Origin of the sequence: uncultured Planococcus sp., from assembly GCF_947501725.1 — a bacterium.
GTDB lineage: Bacteria > Bacillota > Bacilli > Bacillales_A > Planococcaceae > Planococcus > Planococcus donghaensis_C.
Genome location: NZ_CANMXD010000008.1, coordinates 105,856 through 124,418 on the forward strand (window position 1 = coordinate 105,856; position 18,563 = coordinate 124,418).

The 18,563-nt window shown below is 50.1% G+C and carries 23 protein-coding genes and 1 other annotated feature; of the genes, 1 reads left to right on the forward strand and 22 read right to left on the reverse strand.

Going from position 1 to position 18,563, the window contains the following annotated elements; translation table 11 throughout:
* Positions 1-18: 18 nt before the first annotated feature.
* Positions 19-615, reverse strand: coding sequence for a Holliday junction branch migration protein RuvA (gene ruvA / locus Q0785_RS12930; protein WP_223638177.1), 597 nt, complete (start codon positions 613-615; stop codon positions 19-21).
* Between the two features lie 125 nt (positions 616-740).
* Here ruvA and Q0785_RS12935 point away from each other — a divergent pair, with 125 nt between their 5' ends.
* Positions 741-1,274 carry a transcription repressor NadR gene (locus Q0785_RS12935; RefSeq protein WP_298830380.1) on the forward strand — a complete coding sequence of 178 codons (534 nt, stop codon included), beginning with the start codon at positions 741-743 and terminating at the stop codon, positions 1,272-1,274.
* Positions 1,275-1,649: 375 nt separating this feature from the next.
* Here the strand turns inward: Q0785_RS12935 and pheA are convergent, their stop codons facing one another.
* The 21 genes from pheA to Q0785_RS13040 all read right to left on the reverse strand — a co-directional run bounded on the left by pheA (position 1,650) and on the right by Q0785_RS13040 (position 18,563).
* Positions 1,650-2,513 (reverse strand): prephenate dehydratase, encoded by an 864-nt coding sequence (gene pheA, locus Q0785_RS12940; RefSeq protein ID WP_298830382.1) that lies wholly within the window; start codon positions 2,511-2,513, stop codon positions 1,650-1,652.
* Positions 2,514-2,528: 15 nt separating this feature from the next.
* Positions 2,529-2,981, reverse strand: a complete 453-nt coding sequence (locus Q0785_RS12945; protein ID WP_263298639.1) for an ACT domain-containing protein — start codon at positions 2,979-2,981, stop codon at positions 2,529-2,531.
* A 16-nt stretch (positions 2,982-2,997) separates the two neighbouring features.
* Positions 2,998-4,287 (reverse strand): GTPase ObgE, encoded by a 1,290-nt coding sequence (gene obgE, locus Q0785_RS12950; RefSeq protein WP_223638186.1) that lies wholly within the window; start codon positions 4,285-4,287, stop codon positions 2,998-3,000.
* Position 4,288: 1 nt separating this feature from the next.
* Entirely contained in the window at positions 4,289-4,804 is a 516-nt protein-coding gene (locus Q0785_RS12955; protein ID WP_298830385.1) for a Spo0B domain-containing protein, read from the reverse strand.
* A gap of 146 nt (positions 4,805-4,950) precedes the next feature.
* Positions 4,951-5,241 carry a 50S ribosomal protein L27 gene (gene rpmA / locus Q0785_RS12960; RefSeq protein WP_006828764.1) on the reverse strand — a complete coding sequence of 97 codons (291 nt, stop codon included), beginning with the start codon at positions 5,239-5,241 and terminating at the stop codon, positions 4,951-4,953.
* Positions 5,242-5,254: 13 nt separating this feature from the next.
* Positions 5,255-5,584, reverse strand: coding sequence for a ribosomal-processing cysteine protease Prp (locus Q0785_RS12965; RefSeq protein ID WP_146557531.1), 330 nt, complete (start codon positions 5,582-5,584; stop codon positions 5,255-5,257).
* A 2-nt stretch (positions 5,585-5,586) separates the two neighbouring features.
* Positions 5,587-5,895, reverse strand: a complete 309-nt coding sequence (rplU, locus tag Q0785_RS12970; RefSeq protein WP_223638192.1) for a 50S ribosomal protein L21 — start codon at positions 5,893-5,895, stop codon at positions 5,587-5,589.
* Between the two features lie 14 nt (positions 5,896-5,909).
* Positions 5,910-5,991: a sequence feature (ribosomal protein L21 leader region), on the reverse strand.
* A gap of 220 nt (positions 5,992-6,211) precedes the next feature.
* A complete protein-coding gene (locus tag Q0785_RS12975) occupies positions 6,212-7,150 on the reverse strand; it encodes a nuclease-related domain-containing protein (protein ID WP_298830391.1) in 939 nt (312 codons plus the stop codon).
* Positions 7,151-7,209: 59 nt separating this feature from the next.
* On the reverse strand, positions 7,210-8,010 hold the full coding sequence (gene minD / locus Q0785_RS12980; RefSeq protein WP_223638198.1) for a septum site-determining protein MinD: 801 nt from the start codon (positions 8,008-8,010) through the stop codon (positions 7,210-7,212).
* A gap of 1 nt (position 8,011) precedes the next feature.
* Entirely contained in the window at positions 8,012-8,701 is a 690-nt protein-coding gene (gene minC / locus Q0785_RS12985) for a septum site-determining protein MinC (RefSeq protein WP_223638200.1), read from the reverse strand.
* Complete coding sequence (mreD, locus tag Q0785_RS12990; protein WP_223638214.1) at positions 8,701-9,231, reverse strand: rod shape-determining protein MreD; 531 nt, start codon at positions 9,229-9,231, stop codon at positions 8,701-8,703. The genes minC and mreD overlap by 1 nt, the downstream gene beginning before the upstream one ends.
* Entirely contained in the window at positions 9,228-10,112 is an 885-nt protein-coding gene (mreC, locus tag Q0785_RS12995) for a rod shape-determining protein MreC (protein ID WP_223638216.1), read from the reverse strand. Before mreC ends, mreD begins: the two co-directional genes overlap by 4 nt.
* Positions 10,113-10,125: 13 nt before the next feature.
* Positions 10,126-11,154 (reverse strand): rod shape-determining protein, encoded by a 1,029-nt coding sequence (locus tag Q0785_RS13000; RefSeq protein ID WP_298830396.1) that lies wholly within the window; start codon positions 11,152-11,154, stop codon positions 10,126-10,128.
* A gap of 94 nt (positions 11,155-11,248) precedes the next feature.
* The gene (gene radC / locus Q0785_RS13005) at positions 11,249-11,941 is read right to left on the reverse strand and encodes a DNA repair protein RadC (RefSeq protein WP_298830398.1); all 693 of its coding nucleotides are present in this window, start codon (positions 11,939-11,941) and stop codon (positions 11,249-11,251) included.
* A complete protein-coding gene (locus Q0785_RS13010; protein WP_298830399.1) occupies positions 11,935-12,543 on the reverse strand; it encodes a Maf family protein in 609 nt (202 codons plus the stop codon). Before Q0785_RS13010 ends, radC begins: the two co-directional genes overlap by 7 nt.
* A gap of 249 nt (positions 12,544-12,792) precedes the next feature.
* Positions 12,793-13,548, reverse strand: a complete 756-nt coding sequence (locus Q0785_RS13015) for an A24 family peptidase (protein ID WP_298830401.1) — start codon at positions 13,546-13,548, stop codon at positions 12,793-12,795.
* A gap of 665 nt (positions 13,549-14,213) precedes the next feature.
* Complete coding sequence (locus Q0785_RS13020; protein WP_298830403.1) at positions 14,214-14,975, reverse strand: pilus assembly protein PilO; 762 nt, start codon at positions 14,973-14,975, stop codon at positions 14,214-14,216.
* Complete coding sequence (locus Q0785_RS13025; RefSeq protein WP_298830405.1) at positions 14,972-15,748, reverse strand: fimbrial assembly protein; 777 nt, start codon at positions 15,746-15,748, stop codon at positions 14,972-14,974. Before Q0785_RS13025 ends, Q0785_RS13020 begins: the two co-directional genes overlap by 4 nt.
* Before the next feature lie 6 nt (positions 15,749-15,754).
* The gene (gene pilM / locus Q0785_RS13030; protein ID WP_298830407.1) at positions 15,755-16,693 is read right to left on the reverse strand and encodes a pilus assembly protein PilM; all 939 of its coding nucleotides are present in this window, start codon (positions 16,691-16,693) and stop codon (positions 15,755-15,757) included.
* 30 nt (positions 16,694-16,723) lie between these two features.
* On the reverse strand, positions 16,724-17,218 hold the full coding sequence (locus Q0785_RS13035; RefSeq protein ID WP_298830409.1) for a prepilin-type N-terminal cleavage/methylation domain-containing protein: 495 nt from the start codon (positions 17,216-17,218) through the stop codon (positions 16,724-16,726).
* Positions 17,219-17,351: 133 nt separating this feature from the next.
* The gene (locus Q0785_RS13040; RefSeq protein WP_298830411.1) at positions 17,352-18,563 is read right to left on the reverse strand and encodes a type II secretion system F family protein; all 1,212 of its coding nucleotides are present in this window, start codon (positions 18,561-18,563) and stop codon (positions 17,352-17,354) included.

The following is an 18,563-nucleotide window of genomic DNA, read 5'->3' on the forward strand; positions in this document are numbered from 1 at the left end:
GCCGTTCGCCTCCTTTCATCAGTTTTGTTTAAGCAACAGTTGCAACGCTTTTTTCATGAAGCCTTCTGTATCCAGATCCAAATCCCGCAACTGCGGTTTGACTTTGGTGATTTCGCGTTCCGAATAGCCCAGTGCCCCCAGTGCCAGCATCGCTTCTTCCAGTTCTCCCTGGTCATTCGACAAGAGCGTGTTCGTTTCTTCCGGATCGAAAGGATCGCCGAAAAACTCGGTCAGCTTGCCTTTCAAATCCAAAATCATCTGGCGGGCCGTCTTCTTGCCGACGCCCGGGAATTTCACCAAATAGGATTCATCTTCCCGTTCGATCGCTTCAATGACATGCTGCGGCTGTCCGCTTGCCAGGATCGCCAGCGCGCCTTTTGGGCCGATGCCTGATACCGAAATCAGCTTGCGGAACAATTCCCGCTGCTCGAGTGTCGGAAATCCGAACAATAGCTGCGCATCTTCCCGGACATGATGATGCAGGAATACCTGCAGTTCGTCCGAGCCGAACGAATACGGATTCGGCGCAAAAATCTGCCAGCCGATGCCCTGCTGTTCTATCACTAAATATTCAGGCGTTATGCGTGTAACCTTGCCTTTTATGTAATCGTACATGGACAGTCTCTCCTTTAATTCAACTTAACGATTATACCATATTCGGCTGCTTTAGACGAAATAAACCCGTTGCTATTCGGCACATGTTAAGATAAAGATAACGAGTCGATAAGCGAGGGATCCACATGAAAAAATTATTCGGCGAACAGCGGCGCCAATTCCTGCTGGAAAAAATCAGAGCTTCGGCACAACCGATGACCGGCAGCGAACTTGCTGCGCTTACGAGCGTGTCGCGCCAGGTCATCGTCGGCGATATGACCCTGCTGAAGGCAAAAGGCGAGCCGATCATCGCCACCAGCCAGGGGTATCTGTATCTCGCTGAGCGTACCACCCAAGAAGCCAGCCGGCGCATCGCCTGCCGCCACCAGCCCGAAGACACCGAACGCGAACTGAAGCTGCTGGTCGAGTCAGGCGTCACGGTCAAAGATGTCTCGATCGAGCATCCGGTCTACGGCGAACTGACAGCCGGCATCCATGTCTCGAGCGCCCAGGAAGTCGAATCCTTTATGAAACGCGTCCACGATACCGGAGCCAGCTATCTGCTGGAACTGACAGACGGCACACACCTCCACACCATCACCGCACCAGATTACGCAACGCTTGAAAAAGCGGTCAGCGTGATGCGGGATAACGGATTTTTGCTGGTGGAAACTGAATAGGATTTGATTGAACCCATGATTCCGCATTTTGCGGGGTTGTGGGTTTTTGTTTTGAATGTTTACGTGTAGTTAAGGCAAGTTGAACGGAGGAGTTAGCTTTTTCACAACGCTTCGGTCGCTTCGGGCATAGCTCCCGCAAGAAGCCAGGAAGAACGCCTGTCTTCTTGCTTCGCTTAGCCCGTGGACGCGCCGGCGCTAAATTACTTAGTGAATTCACAGCAAGATTATATTTACCCACTGCAATCATAAGAGAAGTGAAGCAAGCCGGTGGAAAGCTTCTGCCTGGAGAGCAGGATTCGCTATAGAGTCTATAACTCACTTTTCCTTCTACAAACTTAAAGCCCCACAGCGTTTTCGCTGCAGGGCTTCCATGTTTTATTTATACGTATAATACGAACCTAAAGTTTTTACTGTACAGCCAAGTGCTGAGAGCTCTTCGAAGGCGCCGCGCATCATGGCGTCCCCTTCGTCTGCCAGCACATCTGCGATGAAGAAATAATCGCCGAGGCCGGTCTTCAAAGGACGCGACTCGATTTTACTCAAGTTCAGGCGTCTCCAGGCGAAGACGGACAAGATCTGGTGCAGGACACCCGAGCGGTCGTCGTCCGGCGGCGTGATCATCAACGTCGTTTTGACTTGATTGTCATGCGCCGGATCTGTCAGCTTATGGTCCGATTTCGACAGCACGAAAAAGCGTGTGTGGTTAAAATGGAAATCGTGGATATCACGCTGCAGAATGTCCAACCCGTATTTATGGGCGGAGAACTCATTGCCGATTGCCGCAATATTGCGTTCCGGCAATTCAGAAACCATTTTAGCCGCAGCAGCTGTCGAACTGTATTGTTCCAAAGGCGTATTCTTATATGTATAAAAAAGGTATTTATGGCATTGCGCCAATGCATGTGGATGCGAATAGATCGCCTCGAATGCTTCCGCATTGCGGTTTTCAGGGTGCACCAGCAAATGCTGTTCGATCGGCGATAAGACTTCAGCCGTCACATACAATTGCGCTTCATGGAATAAATAATCCACTGTCAGTGGAACGGATCCTTCCAACGCATTTTCCAGCGGCACGACAGCATAATCTACGCTGCCCTCTGCCACTGCTTCTATGCATTCGGGAATGGTTGTAAATGGCACCAGGGTACCTTCAGGGAAAACTTTTTTTGCCGCAAGGTGTGTAAATGATGCTTCCGGCCCTAAATATGAGATTCGTTTATCAACAGATTGTCCAGTCATTTAAACATTCCTCCATTAAGATGATCCACTTGATACCACATCAGCCGACTCGACAAAATCGAGCTTTTTCAGCTGCTGTAAAAACAGGTCCAAATCCCCTTCCATCGCCGTTACGTCCAGTGACAAGGTGACATTCGCCCGCCCCTGGATCGGAATGGTCTGGTGGATGGTCAAAATATTGCAGCCGTTTTCAGCGACTGTCTGCAGAAGTGTCGCGAGCGTCCCTGAACGGTCCTCCAATTGCAGGAAAACCGTCAGGATCCGTTCTTTGACAATCGAATGGAACGGAAATACAGCGTCCCGATATTTATAAAACGCAGAGCGCGAAAGACCTGTCTTGTTGACCGCGTCCATAATGGAAATGCGGTCATTCTGCAGCATTTTTTTCACTTCGAGCGTTTTTTGCATCGCTTCCGTCAAAACGTCTTCACGCACTAAATAATACCGTTGTTCCGAAATATCCTTCATTCAAGCTACCTCCGCATCAATCCATAAATTCAAATTCGAATTCGAGCAGGCGAACCGTGTCGCCATTTTCCGCTCCGCGTTCACGAAGCGCATCGTCGATTCCCATACCGCGCATCTGGCGGGCAAATCGGCGAATCGAATCTTCACGCGAGAAGTCGGTCATCTTGAACATCCGTTCAATCGCATAACCGGACAATACGAATGCGCCGTCAGACTCACGCGTAATGTTGAAGCCATCTGCATCGGATTCGTGTTTGTAGAGAACCGTGCTTTCTGAATCTTCTTCGGCCTCGTCGATCAATGGGAATTCCGGCGTCACTTCAATCACATCGGCAATGGCGAACAACAGATTGCTCAGGCCTTTGCGTGATAATGCCGAGATCGGGAAAATGCGGGCATCTTCCGGCAACTTCTCACGGAATTTCGCTAGATTCTCTTCAGAATCCGGCATATCCATTTTGTTTGCAACGATCAATTGCGGACGTTCCGTCAACCGCATATTGTATTGCTTCAACTCTTCATTGATGGTGACATAATCCTCGTAAGGGTCGCGTCCTTCAAGACCTGACATATCGATGACGTGGATGATGACACGCGTCCGTTCGATATGGCGTAGGAATTGATGGCCAAGGCCGATCCCTTCGTGGGCGCCTTGGATCAATCCTGGAAGATCGGCCATGACGAAGCTGCGGTCATCTTCCGTTTCAACCATCCCAAGATTCGGAACGATCGTCGTGAAATGGTATTCAGCGATTTTTGGTTTAGCAGCGGAAACGACTGATAACAATGTCGATTTTCCGACACTTGGGAATCCGACAAGTCCGGCATCCGCCAACACTTTCAATTCTAAAATGACATTGCGTTCAAAGCCCGGTTCGCCTTTTTCAGACAGCTCCGGTGCCGGGTTTGCAGGCGTCGCAAAACGTGAGTTTCCTCGGCCTCCGCGTCCGCCTTTAGCGATGATCGCTGTTTGGCCATGCTCCACCAAATCGGCAATCGTTTCGCCAGTTTCGACGTCTTTTACGACTGTGCCCGGTGGAACTTTGATGAATGTATCTTCAGCTTTGGCACCGTGTTTATTGGCGCTCATTCCGTGTGTTCCGCGTTCTGCTTTAAAGATCCGCTTGTAGCGGAAATCCATCAGCGTCCGTAATCCTTCTTCAACGATAAAGATGATATTTCCGCCTTTACCGCCGTCACCGCCGGCAGGTCCGCCGTCCGGTACATATTTTTCGCGGCGGAATGCAACCATGCCATCCCCGCCGTCGCCACCTCTAACATAAACTTTTACGTGATCGACAAACATATTATCCCTCCATCTGTGCACGAACAGCTATCATTGTGCTGTCTTCGCTGCACTCTTTTCGTACCATAAATCCCGGTGTTTCCAAAACGTCCAAATCCAGCCAATTTCCCGGACAACTAATTTCCATTTCAAAAGATGCCGCACTGGATGTCAATGAAATCACGCCGTAAAAAGCCTGATATGGTGACAGGCGTTCTTTGGCGGATTCAACGAAAGCCTCCAGAAAACGCCGAAAGTCTGCATCCAAATGCACAGGTGCTTTCAACGCCGGGCACTCCACTCGAAAATTAAATCCGGGAAAGCGCCAATTTGCAGTCAACAGCCATTCTTCTGTCAGCGGCAGCCCGATATCAGCCAGCCGGCTGGCATGCATAGCCGCTTCGGCATGCGAACGAATAATTGCCTGTGCCTCCTGGAGACGGCCAAGGTCCAAATTCATTTTGATCAATTGCAATTCATTTAAAAAATCATGGCGCGCATGCCGAAGCGATTGTGCCACTGTAATTGTCTTTTCCATAAGTCACGTCCCGGTTCAGCTTCTTATTCCAGTATACCAAGAGTTTGGAGTAAATTCCTAAAATAATGCGTAGAGCCTGTTCTCGGATCCGCGCTTATAAATTTCAAAAGAAAAAGGACTGCGAAAGCAGCCCTTTTCGTTTTGTATTAAGCTTCTTGTGCAACTGGATATACGCTAACTTTTTTCTTATCGCGTCCGTAACGTTCGAAACGTACAACTCCGTCGATTTTAGAGAAAAGTGTATCGTCTCCGCCGCGTCCAACGTTCTCACCTGGATAAATTTTAGTCCCGCGTTGACGGTATAAAATTGAACCACCAGTAACTTCTTGGCCGTCTGCACGTTTTGCGCCAAGGCGTTTAGATTCAGAGTCACGTCCGTTTCTCGTTGAACCTACACCTTTTTTGGATGCAAAAAACTGAAGATCTAATCTTAACATTCTGTCCCACCTCCTAAGCTGTGAAGGTTATTTTAATATATTCTTCATAGTCTTGTTCAATCGTTTTCAATGAAACAATCATTGCGCGCACAAGCAGTTGAACCTGCTCGTCCGTCTTCTCATCCAGGTTCTCCGGAAAACCGACTTTTAAAAAGCCACTGTTTGCCTGCTGAATGTCAGGTTCGATTCCCGTCAGCTCCATGATGGCGTTCACCGCTCCAAATGAGACAGCGGACGCTCCAGCACATACGAGGTCTTGCCCGTGTTCAGCATAATCCGCATGGCCTGACATTTCAAATGACGAAATGCGTTTTGAGGTTTCTTTTACAGTTACTCGTATCATTCTTACAGGTTGATCGCATCGACAGTCAATTTAGTGTATGGCTGACGGTGACCTTGTTTTTTGTGATAGTTCTTTTTAGCTTTGTATGTGAATACTGTGATTTTTTTCTGTTTGCCGTTTTTTACAACTTTAGCCGTAACAGTAGCTCCTTCAACAAAAGGAACACCCACTTTAGTATTTTCTCCACCTACAAATAGAACTTTGTCAAATGTGATGACATCCCCAGCTTCTCCGTTCAATTTCTCAACGTAGATCTCTTGGCCTGCTTCAACTTTGATTTGTTTTCCACCAGTTTCAATAATCGCGTACATATCCTTGCACCTCCTCTTAGATTAAGACTCGCCTATTCAGGTGACTCGCCGGAGCGAATTCTTAAAGCAACCTGATTCGAGCGGTTGCAGCACGGTACGCTACAAACATAACATTAGAATAATACCACGGGAGAACCCGTGGCGTCAATAGAAAATGTAAGGTTTCGGGAAATTGCTTGCTGGCAGCTGATGGATTTATTGTGAGGTGCGGTGTTTGGCTCGTGAGGTGCGGTACTCGTGGTGCGAGGTGCGGTCTTTCGTGTTTGAGGTGCGGTTATCGACTCGCGAGGTGCGGTTAAGCCCATTTGAGGTGCGGTCAGCGATAAACGCGGCCGAAATACGCATGCAGCAGCTCCCGGTTCTCGACAATCCGGCGCTTTCCGCGCTTTTCGCTCCGCGGAGCCGTCTTCTCCAACAACCGGTACAGGATGTATTTATCTTCCACCCCGAGCAAACGGTAAGCAAGCTTTGTGTCGAGTTCGCAACCGAACAGCACGGCATATTCCTGGAGCGCGACTTCATGCGCATCCCGCGAAGTAAATCCGCAGACGCCGCAATTCCATTTGCGCTCCTGCCACACCAACGGACAGCAGCGGCAAGTTGGACAGCTCACACCGTGGCGCAATGAATCGAAGGTGATGTTATGGCGCTCGAGCCAGTGGCGGCTCGAATTGCGCGCCGGCAAGTTTTCTAGTTTGGCAGCGAGCACCGCCGATTCGAAAAGTTTCGAGCCCTTCGCCAACTGCTCAAGATGAAACGGCAAGTAGTCGAGTGAGAGGACCGGATACTGCTTGGGCGCTTCCACCACTTTTCCGGAGCGGCTCGCGAGGACGATGACGCCATGCACCGGGACGCCGAGAAAGCCGCTGACCGCACGAACTGCCCGGTGCAGCTGCGCTTCCGGATTGCGCATCCCTTCCCTGCGGCCGTCGACGATTCGGTGAAACTGGAAATTCACCGAGTCGAAATAAAACTCCCCGACCATATTCTTCACTTCCAGCACGCAGACAACTTCCGCATGAACCAGCAGCAGATCGATTTGCGCTGTTCCATCTTTATACGGGATATGTACATCATGCAAAAATGCCGTGTCCCCCGGCAAATCCAATTCCCGTTTCAATAAAGCGGCCGTGCGCTGCTCGCCGCTGGCACCCGCCAGTGAATTCTTTAATTCCGATAAAACGGCTGACTTCGCTTCATGTGCTGCCGGCAAGCGTTCCGCTGCAATCATCCCTGCCAATAAGAAATCGTTCATACAACACCTCCCCAAAGTTTTAAAAAAGCCCCCGCTTCGACAGCGGAGGCTAAAAATTCTTATTTCGTGAAAACAGCTTTGATTTTAGTGAACAAACTTGGCGGTGCTTTTTCCATGCTCATCAGTGGAACCGATTCACCAAGCAGGCGGCGCGCGATATTGCGGTAGCCCAGTGCAGCGGTGTTGGATGGATCCATGACGATCGGTTCGCCTTTGTTCGAGCTCGAGATGACACGTTCGTCGTCTGCGATGATGCCCAGCAGATCGATCGACAAGTGGGTCGTGATTTCATTGATGTCCAGCGCTTCTCCCGCTTTCATCAAATGCGGACGGATTCGGTTGATGATCAAACGCGGGGCGTCGATGTTCTCTTCCAATTCAAGCAAACCGATGATGCGGTCCGCGTCACGGACAGCCGAAATTTCCGGTGTCGTCACGACGATCGCATGATCTGCTCCAGCGACGGCATTTTTGTAGCCCTGCTCAATTCCGGCCGGGCAGTCGATGATGACGAAATCATAGTCTTTCTTCAGTTCCGTCACGAGTTCCTTCATCTGTTCCGGATTGACGTCGTTTTTATCGGCCGTTTGTGCAGCCGGCAAAAGGTACAGCATGTCTTCAAAGCGCTTGTCTTTGACGAGTGCCTGATGCACTTTGCAGCGGCCTTCCAATACGTCGATCAAATCATAGATGATGCGGTTCTCCAACCCCAGGATGACGTCGAGGTTGCGCAATCCGATATCGGTGTCGATCAAGCATACTTTTTTCCCTTGAAGAGCCAATGCAGTGCCGAGGTTGGCGGTTGTCGTCGTTTTACCGACGCCTCCCTTGCCTGATGTAATTACGATAGCTTCTCCCACACTAGCTTCCTCCTTTAAACGTTGAAATTTGCGGACGGATAAACCGCAATTCCTGCAAACGGTCAATGATGATGGTGCCGTTTGTATGTAAATAAGCACATTCCATTTCCGGCTGTTCCGAAAGACTGGACAATTCGTCTGTCATGGTTTCCAATTCGTTGTCGATCTTCAATTGCGTCGCTTCCAGCCAGGATGCTGCGATGACTGCGTCGCGGTTGCCTTTGGTTCCGGCATGCGCCGCACCTTTCAGCCGGCCCAGCACGTAAACGCTGCCGCCTGCTTCCACGCGGCCGTTCGGGTTGACGTCGCCGATGACGACCAAGTCGCCTTCAGCTTTGATGACCTGTCCGGAGCGCACGATGCCGACATACGTTTCCGACTGGCTTTCGCGGATCAGCTGATCGCTTTTTTCGACTGTCAGGATGTCGCTCGTCGTCGCGACCACTTTCAGATGAGGATTGGTGCCGACGACTTCGCTCAACTCCTGGATCTGGCTGTCGGTGCAATAGCGATTATTCAGATGCACCGTCACTTCGGTATCACTGTCCAGCGCAGGATCCGACACCTTCGCCTTCAACTCGGCCAATAGATCCGTGTAGGCACATTGGTCATCGAGATACAGCACAAGCCCTTTATTTTTCCCTTTAATCGTAACGAGATTCTTCAAAAAATGTGTCACCTGCGCTTTCATTAATATAACCCTATCTTATTGTCACGCTCCGATAATTGCGTGACCATCACCGACTTGAACACCCAGCCAAGCATCACCAGAAAAATGGAATTGGCGACCATCGTCGGCCAAAGCCGCGTCGATAAAAATGTGCCGAGCGGCATTCCCGTCAATGAAATAAGCAGGAAAAACTGGTAAAGCACAAATTCGAATATCGCCAATAATGCGAGTGTCAGCAGCGTCGACGTCAACAGATTCCGGGGAATCCGTTTGAAGACGAATGCTGCCGCCAGACAAATGGCTGGATACAAGAAAGAATATAATCCAATAATATCAATGTAAAAGACATCATACAAGAGCCCGAAAAATAATCCATAGAACATGGCATGCTTCAGGTCATAATAAAGCGTCAGGAAAATCAGGAACATAATGAGGAAACGCGGCACGATGTAATTCAGTTCGCCACCTATATTGAGCGGTGAAAAAAGGCCGAAAACTGGTTCCATGAAAAACAGGACGAGACAGATCAACGGGATGAGGAAACGGATCATGATTCATCGTCTCCTGTCACGCCATTGTCTTCACCGTCCACTTCCGGCATGACCCGGTCTGCGATGATGACGTGGTCCAACAAGGAAAAGTCAGCTGCCGGTTTGACATAGGCAAGCTTCGTCAGACCGAATTCATCGATGGTGATTTCGGTGATGGTGCCGATCAGGATGCCTTTCGGGAAAATGCCGCCCAGTCCGCTGGAGATGACCTGTTCGCCTTCTTTCAGCTCGATATCGGCGTCAATCCGTTTCAAAAGCAGCTCACGCCGCTCGGCATCATAGCCTTCGATCAGGCCGTAGACATCCTTCGCACCGCCGACGACCATCGCTGAAACACGGTAATTGGGGTTGAGCGTGGAAATCAATTCCACCGTGGATGTGGTCGGCGTCGTCAATGTGACTTTGCCGATCAGGCCGCTGGCGGTCATGACTGCCATGTTCTCCGCCACTCCCTCATTGGAGCCGCGGTTCAAAATGATTTTTTCTTCCCATTGATCCGGATTCCGTGCAATGACGGTCGCCTGGATCGGATTGTAATCGCGCAGGTCTTCTTCTTTCCCGACGATTTGTTTCAGTTCTGTGTTTTCAGAACGCAAGTCCTTGACTTCAGCCTGCACGCCCGCAAATTCTTCTAAGCGCGTTTTCAGATGCTGGTTTTCCTCAAATGTGTTCAATAACGAATCGACATTATCAAAAATTCCAGTGACAAAATGAGCAGGGCGTGAAAATACCGACTGCCCGGCTCCAACTGCATCTTTTATGATTTGTTCCGGCAGCGACACATTGCCGCGGTCACGGAGCGAAAAAGAAATTAAGGCAACGAGCAGGATGACTCCCAACAGCAGCAAAATCAGCCGCTTGTTCGTTAAAAGCTGTGGCATATCGCCATCCTCCTTATTTTATTGATAACTGGCGGCGGAATTGGTCCATATTCTCCAAAGCCTTGCCCGTGCCGATTGCGACACAGTCCAATGGATTTTCGGCGATGAACACCGGCATGGACGTTTCAGCTGAAATGACGCGGTCGAGGTTCTTCAGCAAAGCGCCTCCACCGGTCAAAACGATGCCATTTTCCATGACATCCGCACTTAATTCAGGCGGCGTCTTTTCCAGGGTCGCTTTGACGCCTGCGACAATGGCTTCGACCGATTCACTCAAGGCTTCTGCAATTTCGCCGGCAGTGACCTGCAAGGTTTTCGGGAAGCCCGTCAAAAGATCGCGCCCGCGGATTTCCATGGAGACGTCTCTTTCGGATTCTTCCATAATACGGGCTGATCCGACTCCGACTTTCAAGGCTTCAGCTGTCCGTTCGCCAATTAACACATTATAGGTTTTGCGGATATACTGGGTGATTTCCAGATCCAGTGCGTCACCAGCGACGCGGATCGATTCGCTTGAAACGATGCCACCCAGTGAAATCACGGCGACTTCAGTCGTTCCGCCACCAATATCGACGACCATACTTCCCATAGGTTCCCAAACCGGCAAATCTGCTCCGATCGCCGCCGCGAAAGGCTCTTCGATCGTGAATGCTTCACGTGCTCCGGCTCCGCGGGCAGCGTCCAGAACGGCCCGCTGTTCGACGGAAGTGATGCCATAAGGGACGCAGATCATGACGTTGCCGGTTTTCCATTTGCTGCCGACTGCTTTTGATGCCTCGACAAGATAATGGCGGATCATCGTAAGGGTCGTGTCGTAATCGGCGATGACGCCGTCACGCATCGGACGGATGGCGACGATCGACGCTGCCGTGCGGCCCATCATGTTCTTGGCCTGGCTGCCGACTGCGACGATTTCGCCGGTCTTTTTATTTTTAACGACAACGGAAGGCTCGCGAAGAACGATCCCTTTGCCTTTGATATACACCAATGTATTCGCAGTACCTAAGTCAATTCCTACATCTTTCGAACCAAATCCAAGCACAGGTTTTCTTCCTTTCTGTAACAAGCCGGTATTTCGGCAATTGCGTTGACACAATACCACTCATTATAGACGAAAAGAAAAAAAATAAACAGTGCTACATGAACCCCTTTTCTTTCAGGGAAATGAATTGGTGGTCTCCGATGATGACATGGTCGAGCAGTTCGATGCCGATGATGCTGCCTGCTTCCACAAGCCGTTTCGTGACATCAATGTCTTCTGGCGAAGGTGCCGGGTTGCCTGACGGATGATTATGGGCACAGACGATCGAAGCGGAAGAACGCCGCACAGCTTCACGGAAAATCTCACGGGGATGGACGATGGAAGCATTCAGGCTGCCGACAAAAATGGTCTGCCGGTGCATCACCTGATTTTTGATATTGAGGAACAGCACCACAAAATGCTCCTGCTTGAGGGAAGTCATATCGGCCATTAAATAGGAAGCCGCGTCTTTCGGGGAACGGATGGTGAATTTCGCATCGGTCTGTTTCGAGGACAACCGGCGGCCGAGTTCGACCGCCGCAAGCAGCTGAACCGCTTTTGCCTGGCCGATGCCATTGATCGCCACCATCTCTTCGATGGTGGCATTCTTCATTTCCTGAATTTGCTCGAAATGGGTCAGCACGCGGTTCGCCAAATGCAGCACCGATTCCTGCCGGCTGCCGGTCCGCAGCAGGATCGCAATCAGCTCCTGGTTGGACAAAGCCGCAGCCCCCTGGTTGATCAGGCGTTCACGGGGGCGGTCGGCAATATGGACGTCACGAATCATCAACGGCGTTTCGTTCAGCATCGGACACCGCTCCCTTCCAAGGAAATAAAACCGGCAGCCGCAAGTTTTTGCGTTAAAGCCGCAACCGGCAAGCCGACCACCGCGTTGTAATCGCCCTGGATCTCTTTGACGAATAGTCCCGATACCGTCTGGATTCCGTAAGCACCTGCTTTGTCATACGGATCTTCCGTCTCGACATAGGCATCGATCCACGCTTCCGGCAACTCATAGAACGTCACTTTGACTGCTTCGTGAAACGACAACTCACTGTTGCCCTGCACAACGGTCACCGCAGTGATCACTTCGTGCGTGTTGCCCGACAGTTTCTGCAGATAGTTTTTGGCCTGCTTTTTATTTTTAGGCTTAAGCAAAACCTCGCCATCCAAAACGACGATGGTATCGGAGCCGATGACGACAGCTTCTTTCTGTCCAGCCGCCACTTCCTGCGCTTTTTGTGCGGCGCATGCCAGCACATAGCCGAGTGCTGTCCCAAACTTCTCTGGAGCGGGTTCATCCGTGGTGCTCGGGATGACTTGGAAGCCGACGCCAAGCATGCCAAGCAGTTCCTGGCGGCGCGGCGACTGTGAAGCTAGAATGATGGGGAAATCGGATTTGAATTTCATAGATGGAATCTCTCCTTTTTCAAGAATCATACCATTTGCAGAAAGTCGTTAACAAATGGCAATAAATGATTTTTGCTAAGGTTTGAGGGATCGAAAAATGAGATTTGGTGGCTCCGGTCCCTGCAAAGCGCTGCGCAGCGCTGTTCGGAATTCTAATTTGCAATAGTTCAGGTCGGCATTTCGAATACAGCTGTGCTTTCGCATTTACAAGTTGCGGATTTTACAATAAAAAAAGATGAAGCCTCAGCTTCACCCCAGAAAATTCATATACCAAGCGAGCATACCGTCTCCCCAGAAATAGACGATGACGGCTGCGGCCGCGATTGACGGACCGAACGGAATCGGCGTCTTGCGGCCTTTTTTTGTGACGCGCAGTTGAATGATGCCGACGATGGCACCGATGAACGACGCAAAGAACAGGGTCATCAAGGTACCGGCTGTGCCGAGCACCAGTCCGATGACGAAAAACAGTTTGATGTCGCCCCCGCCCATGCCGCCTTTGGAGACGACGGCGATCAGGAACAATAAGGAAAATCCGACCGCTGCGCCGAGCAAACTGTCCCACCACGGGTCAAGCGGGATCGCGATGCGCAAACCGAGCAGCACCACCGCAAACGGCAGGAGCACTTTGTCGGGAATCAGCATATAGGCGATGTCCGATACGGTGATGATGACCAGCATTGAAACGAACAAGATCGCGACGATCAGCTCGGGCGTAAAGCCGAACACCAAATACGATGCCACGAATAAAACCGCAGTGATCGCCTCCATCAGCGGATAGACCCAATGGATTTTCGAGCCGCATGTCCGGCATTCGCCTTTCAGGAACAAGTAAGAGAACACCGGCACCAGGTCGAGCGCGGTCAAGCGCCGCTGACAATTGGTGCAATGCGAAGGCGGATACGCGATGGATTCCTTTTTCGGTACGCGCAAGCCGACGACGTTGAAGAATGAGCCGAAAACGAGCCCGAACAGCGAGAAGAAGAAAGAATAAGTAAGTACCATAGAAACCCTCTTTGCTATAGTTTTTTGTGGGATAGTTTGTTGTTGATATTCCGTAAAACAACTCCGCTTTCCTGCGGGCTTGCGCCGAACTAACTCGGACTTACTGTCCGAGTGGATTTCGGCACTTCACTATCCCGCTGGAGTCTCCGTTGTTTTACTCCATATCTTAACGAATAACCTGGAAATAAAAACTCAGACTTAATATAAACAATTATCGTAGCGCCACCGCGTCCAACCCACGACGCAATGCTGGGAACCAGGACTGAATAGATGCTTTTCAAGAGACGGGCCAAACGCAGTTTGGTCCATCTCTTCGCGACGCAGGAGCTGACGGTTTTCGGCATCTTCTGTTCTTTTTTATGTAGTGGGAAAAATTATTTCTTAGGCGATAGCTGAAAAACTCTACTATTGTTCAAGTTATACGACTATCTCTACGTCGGCGCCTCCAACCCCGACACAGTGCCGAAGAAACAGAACTGAACGGATGCTTTTCGCAAGCGAAAAGCGGAGGACAGAGCTTTTGTTTGCGGTATAACGGTTTTATTTGCGGAATACTCGAGTTTGTTTGCGGAATGCTGAGTTTGTTTGCGCTATAAACTAGTTTGTTTGCAGAACGGCCAAATTCTATCAAAAAGAGAGAAATCGCAGTGATTTCTCTCTTCCTTCTATTCCTCGTCTGAAGCTGCCGCGTTTTCATCGACATTGACTTCAACATCCACGTCGACGTCTGCATCTTCTTCGGATTCTTCCTCTTCAGCCAGAGCCGTGCCGTCATTTTGCGGCAACGGATTGACTTTGTCTGCCGGCGCCGGGGCGTCGACTTTCGGCACGGTGTCTGCGAGTGCGATCAAGTCCGGGCGGAAATACGCCGAGAAGGTCAGGTTGACATCAAGGGGTTCGCCCACTTGGTCGGCCGAAGTGACTTCTTCGTTGGAGCCGAAATCGACGGCTTCGACGATCATGATGCGCTCCATCGCTTCGACTTCTGTGATAAACGTGGTGATTTCTTTATAGTCATCCGCTTTGATGGTGACAGTCGTCAAGACTTCCTGAAGATTCTCAAGCCCTTCAACCGGAACCGGCAATGAAACCAGACCTTCAGTTATGCCGATGTTGTCGATCAAAGTCCCGGAAATCAATTCAGCCTGCTCGATCTGAAGGACGATTTGCTCAGTCAAGGATTCGACGGACACTTTTTGCTGCAGGTCGCTGGTGCTGATCTTCTCGCCTTCCGGCAATTCCTTCAGCTGGGTCTGCAGCGCAATCAAGACGTCGCGTTCTGAGCTCAATGTCTGTTCCGCCTGCAGCCTTGATTCCTTGGCTGGTGCGTACAAGGTGAAGTAGGAATACGCTGCGAGCGCCAACAGGAAGATGATGGATAAGACGATCAGGCCCTTTTCTTTTTGACTTTTCGATAAACTGCTCATTGGCCATCCCCTCCTGTTTCTGCTGGAGCGGTTTCAGCCGGTTCGACTGTGTCGGCGGGTGCTTCCGTTTCGGTATTGACTTCAACGTCGACATCCACGTCTTCGGCAGGTTCTTCTACTACTTCTTCTGCCGGTTCTTCGACCGCGGTTTCGCCTTCGACCGGAACAGCCGTATCGTCTGTCGGAATGCGTTCGTCGACAAAGATCAATGTATAGCTTGCAACATAACGTGGCATTTCTTCAATAATCGCTTTTTCGATGACTACGCCTTCTTCAGTTGTTTCAGCCGTGTCAATTTCATTTTGCGCGACACTGTCCAAAGTCGCTGACTCGATCAGTTCCGACGCTTTCAGCTGCGCCAGATAATAAGCGGCTTCGCGTGCGGTATCAAACTGGACTGACAAAATCGCCTGATCCAGTCCGGTATAGGAAAAGCTTTCAAAAAAGCCGCGAGCCGGCAGGATGGACACCAATTCCTGTAACAATGGAACCGTATCAAATTGATAGCCCTCCGCCCAGTCGACGGTCGCTTTCAATTGCTGTTCTTCATTCATCCCCTGCGCCGCTTCCAATTGGGTGCGGATCGCCGCTTGTTCAGAAGCGACCTGCACGGATTGCGCAGCGAGGACTGCCTGTTCCCGTTCATGGGAGCCGGCCAGAAATGCCAAGACCGCCCAAACGATGACGGCTGCGAATAAAATCGAAATCGCCGCAATCAGAAAAGCGGGACGGTCCCGTTCCTTTTGCGGCAATAGGTTAATATCAACCAACATAAACTCTTACACCTCTTTCAGCGCGAGACCGATGGCCCGGTTAAAGCGTCTTGGAACATCTTTTTCGTCGCCGCACGGAATGACGTCGATGACGAGCGGCAGGACAGGAATCTGAAACCGCATTTCCAGACTTTGCTGGAAAGATTCCCAATCGTAGAATTCCCCGTTGCAGATGATTTTTGAAATGCCGATTTCGCCGCTGTTCATATTGTAGCGGTAGAAATTCGCCAGTTTTTCGGCTTCGATTTCAATCGTCTCCATCACAGCGGTACGGTCGGCCGAATACGGATCTTCCACTTCCAAATCGACCGGACGCATGAACATCGGAAAATGTTCGTGGAAAATCGACACCGTCATTTTTTTCGACTGCAGGTCGATGAGCATGATGTGCTCGTCTTCCTGGAAATCATGCTGCAGATAGCCCAAGCGGTAAAGAGCAAGTGGCGTGATATCAGCAACCACCGCTTTTAATTTCACCTGATCAAAAACATCTTCATAGGACTGCATGACCGATTCCTTGGAAGCGATGATGATCGCTTCCGGCTCTTCTTCTTCCGGGTGGTACGGCACCACATCAAAGACGGGATCTTCAAAGGGCAGGTAAAGCGTCGAACCGATTTCGATGAAGAAATGGCCTTTCAGTTCATCGGCTTCGACATCGTCGGGGTAAGGTACTTTGCGGATGATAACGAATTCGTCAGGGGCGAGGAAGCGGACTGACTTCTTAGAGAGACCCCACTGATTGACAGCCTTATCGAGTACCGAGGCCAGCGCCTCCGCGTCGACGATCTTCCCCTCTTCGATGATGCCTGCAGGAAGAAGATGTTCTTCCGCACAATTCAGCTCCATCGGCAAAGAGGACTTCAAGTCGACATGACGGATCGCGTCTTCTTCAATTGTAATGGTGACGACGCGTGCTTTTCTCGATAAAAACGATAAGGCCATTTTTTCAGCTCCTAAATATTAATTATATTATCATCTGGTAACAGTAACAGTAGCTGGTGGAACTTCGTCAGATCCAACCGCAGCAGCAGTATTATCACTATTATCTAATGCTTGAACATTAGCTTTTGTGGTTTTAGTAAAGCCAACAGTAACTCCACCGTTTACAGCTGTTGCAGAAATCACCAAATTACCACTAACAAGTTCAAACGTAGGTTTAGTGGCTCCAGTTCCTGTGAAACTTCCAAAATCTTTAATATAACCGCCACCAGTCAATTCATCTGCAGTAATACTACCTGCTCCAGCAGCAGTAAACGCATCCTCGTTTTCAGCTAAATATAACTCAGCTGCAGCAAAAGCATTTAAAGCGTCAGATTTTGAAGCCCCAACACGACTGTTATCAATAATATTCCCAATCGCCGGAATCGCAATCGCTGCAATAATTGCAATGATAACGATAACTGCCAAAAGCTCGATTAATGTCATACCCTTTTCGTTGTTCAATTTCTTCTGCAAATATTTTTTCATTTCTTTTCCCCCTATTTTTTTACTTTTATATACTACTTTGAGTACAGCTCAATTATAACAATAGTACCAATTATAGCAATAGCCTTTTCTTGTTTATTTACAAAATATTTTAAATCGGAAAGACATAAATAACCTACAAATTGTCTACGTTCTGGAACATTTCAAACATCGGCATCATAATAGCCAAGACTATAGTCCCGACTAATGCGGCAAGGAATACAATCATCAACGGCTCAATCAATGCTTTCAGGCGATCGGTTTCAGCATCTACTTCTTTCTCGTAGAACTCGGCTACTTTGCTGAGCATATGATCGAGTGAACCGGTCTGTTCCCCGATGGCGATCATATGCGGGATAAGCGGCGGGAATGCCCAGTGCTTGCGCATAGGTTCAGTCAAGGAGCCGCCGCGTTCGAGCGAATCACGCGAAGACAAGATGACTTTCGACATGACGGCGTTGCCGACGACTTTTTCGGTCATGGTCAAGCATTGCAGGATCGGCACGGAACTGGAGAACAGTGAACTCAAGGTTCTGGTCAAACGCGCTAATGCCGACTTCTGCAGGATTCTGCCGAAGATCGGGATCTTCAACAGCATCGTATCGAGAATCATATTGCCTCTCGGATCCTTGCGCATCAGCCAGATCACTGCCGCAATCCCAAATGCACCAAGCAGCAGCAAATACCAATAGCCCATGACAAAGTCAGACGCGCCCATGACGATTTGCGTGATCATCGGCAGCTCGCCCCCGAAGCCTTCAAACATATCGGCAAACATCGGAACAATAGATGATAAGAGGAAAATAACAACGCCGATCGCCAGGATGCCCACGACGACCGGATAGGACATCGCCGAAACGACTTTTTGTTTCGTCTGGTAGGCTTTGTCGTAATGCGTTGCCAGACTTTCCAGGGAATCATCGATATTCCCGGACATCTCCCCCGCTTTGACCAAGTTGATCGTCAGCGGTTCGAAGATTTTCGGGTATTTTGCCAGCGAGTCGGACAAGGAATTTCCTTTGCGCAGCTCTTCCGCGATTTCCGATAGGGCTTTTCGCAGCGCTTTGGATTCGACTTGCTGGGACAGGATATGGATGGAATCGACGATGGTCACCCCTGCGCGCATCAAAGTCGAGAATTGGCGCAGGAACATGATGAACTGATCGCGTTTGACCGGATTGCCGATGACGATGTCTTTTTGCAAGGTGGTTGCCGGCATTTCGCGGATTTCGATGACGCGGATGCCTTCGTCGCGCAGTTTCGCGACGGCTTCTTTCCGGCTGTTGGCGACAGCGATGCCCGTGCGGATTTTCTTGCGGTCGCGGCCTTCGTATTTGTAACGGGCCAC